This window comes from Acinetobacter uliginosus (assembly GCF_044130295.1).
In the GTDB taxonomy this organism is placed as follows: Bacteria; Pseudomonadota; Gammaproteobacteria; order Pseudomonadales; family Moraxellaceae; genus Acinetobacter.
Genome location: NZ_JBIQOC010000166.1, coordinates 1 through 2544 on the forward strand (window position 1 = coordinate 1; position 2544 = coordinate 2544).

Sequence of the window (2544 nt, forward strand, 5' to 3'; positions counted from 1 at the left end):
GTACACGGTGCTTTTTTATAGTTACTTTTTTATAGTTCCTCGCATCAGCGCAGATCTATTTTATAAACCCAGTTCTTTCCAGATTTTTTCAATTTCCTGGGCAGGGTAGGCCCCCATGACTTTAAAGCCATTGGAGAAAACAATGGCTGGTGTCCCGGTTAAACCTAAAGTTTTACCTAAACTTAAATTACGCTCAATCGGATTGGCACAGCTTTTATTAGCATTGGGTTGAATGCCTTTAGCGATCAAATTTGACCAGGCCAAAGCTGGATCTTTCTCACAAAATACCTGTTTGGAAACCGCCACAGATTGAGTTTTAATCGGGTAAATAAAGGTGTAAATCGTCACATCCTTTAATTTGCTTAGTTCAGTCTCAAGCTGTTTACAATACGGGCAATTTGGGTCAGAAAAGATCGCAATCTGGCGTTTACCATTACCTCGCACGGTTTTGACTGCATCCTGTAACGGCAATTTTTTCCAGTCAATACTGTTCTGCTTCAGTATTAAATCTTTGGTCAGGTTTTTCTGATCACTTAATCGGAACATGGAACCGACTAGAATATGTTGAGCATCTTCCCCCAAATACACCACTTGTCCATCCATTGAGCCGCTATAAATCCCTTTCATTTCGGTGGTTTGAATATTTTCAATATTCAGTTTAGGATGTTGCTTACTCAGGTTGGTTTTCACTGTATCGACATTTGCCAAAGTTAAAGTGGAAATAAAACTCACCAAGGCACATACCAATGTTTTTTTAATCATCTATTTTGCTCATCGCTTTAAAATCCTTCCCGCTGATTCTACTCAAAAACCAGCCAGGTAATCTTAAAATTTTAGCTCGCCTTACTGAAAATACACATATTTACCCAGCAAGGTTTCACGTGGAACATGGATTTAGCGTGGATTAATTTCTACCGAAACATGTACGATTTCCTCATGAATGGACAAGGCTGCACGAATCTGGTCTGCATTCAAATTGAAATCGGTGGCTAAAGCTAAAATGCAGGAGAATTTACCTTTGCCGACTTTCCAGACATGCAGGTCAGTAATTTCTACTAGAGGAAATTCTGCAATCACCTCGCGAATTTCTTCTACGACCGGATGATCCATTTCTGCATCCAGTAAGGTTTTTCCAGTTTCTTGAATGAGGCCCCAAGCCCATTTCGCTACCAGAATGGATCCGATGATGCCCAGTGCAGCATCCAGAAAAGTCCAATTCAAATACTTGGCAGCAAACAGGGCAATAATGGCAAAAACTGAAGTCACAGCATCGGCAACCACATGCATAAAAGCGGCTTTCTGGTTTAAGTCATGCTCGGTATGAGTATGCTCATTTTCATGATCATGATCATGGTGATGGTGATGGTGATCATCATGCAGTAACCATGCGCAGATTAAATTAATCACCAGGCCCAATATTGCAATCGGAATGGCTTGATTATAAAGAATATCAACCGGGTTGAGCAGTCGTTCAATCGATTGAAAGGCCATAAACACCGCCACCACCATCAACAAGATGGCGCTGCTATAGCCTGCCAAAATTTCAATTTTCCAGGTGCCAAAACTAAAACGATGATCCTGCGCATAACGACGTGCAGAACGGTAAGCAAAATAAGCCAGTCCCAGCGCCAGCATATGCGAACTCATGTGCCAGCCATCGGCCAGCAAGGCCATAGAGTTGTAAATCCAGCCACCAATCACTTCTAATAACATCATCACTGCCGTTAGAATGGTCGCCAATAAAATGCGTTTTTGTGCGAGCGGGTTGCCTTCATCAAACTGATGACTATGGGTTCGGGTCAATGGGGCGTCTTGCATAATCTAGATTTTCAATATACTCCCCCATAGTATATTTATTTTTGGAGAATAATGTTGGGTCATTTATATCAGGACAAGAAAATTCAGAATCGGGTCAAACGTTTACAAGGTCAGATTAATGCAGTAGATCAGGCTTTAAATACACCTGATGCTTCATGTATTCAAATATTGCAGCAGGCTGCCGCGATTAAAGGTGCTGTAAATGGTCTGATGAATGAGCTTATTGAAGCACATTTTCGTCATCACGTGATTGGAGAACAGACAGCAATTAATGAAGCAGAACTGGAAGAATTTCTTAAATTATTAAAACGTTATAACTAAACTTCTTACATTTTATCCATTGATGCTATATACGAATAGCCAGTACGCTAAATTCTCCTTTTCTCCCCCTATTTGCCATTTTGAATGCTGTGGCAAATATTTTTGCGACACTCTATGACAAATCAACAATCCTGGCGCCCGTTTTTGATGGTGAGCCTGGCACTTTGTATTGGAACGATGGGGACGGCACTGGCCAGCCCTTTATATCCCATCTATCAGCAACTTTGGCATTTGTTGCCGAGTCATATCACCTATATTTTCGTCACCTATATGTTGGGCTGTTTAGCCACGCTCCTGTTTTTAGAGCCTATCCAGTATTAATTTCATTCTTTTTTAGCACTTAAAAAAAGAATTTGTTAAAATTATTCAATGAGAAAACCATATCCCAGCGACATTAGTCGAGAA

General features: G+C 40.7%; 3 protein-coding genes and 1 pseudogene. 2 read left to right on the forward strand and 2 right to left on the reverse strand.

Annotation, left to right across the window (positions count from 1 at the left end; all coding sequences use genetic code 11):
• Positions 1-60: 60 nt before the first annotated feature.
• The gene (locus ACE01T_RS17405; RefSeq protein WP_395519773.1) at positions 61-762 is read right to left on the reverse strand and encodes a DsbC family protein; all 702 of its coding nucleotides are present in this window, start codon (positions 760-762) and stop codon (positions 61-63) included.
• 132 nt (positions 763-894) lie between these two features.
• Positions 895-1818 (reverse strand): CDF family Co(II)/Ni(II) efflux transporter DmeF, encoded by a 924-nt coding sequence (dmeF, locus tag ACE01T_RS17410; protein WP_395519774.1) that lies wholly within the window; start codon positions 1816-1818, stop codon positions 895-897.
• A gap of 54 nt (positions 1819-1872) precedes the next feature.
• Between dmeF and ACE01T_RS17415 the strand changes: the two genes are divergently transcribed.
• Entirely contained in the window at positions 1873-2139 is a 267-nt protein-coding gene (locus tag ACE01T_RS17415) for a metal/formaldehyde-sensitive transcriptional repressor (RefSeq protein WP_395519775.1), read from the forward strand.
• Between the two features lie 114 nt (positions 2140-2253).
• A pseudogene (locus tag ACE01T_RS17420) lies at positions 2254-2442 on the forward strand (MFS transporter); the annotation flags it as partial.
• Between the last annotated feature and the right edge of the window lie 102 nt (positions 2443-2544).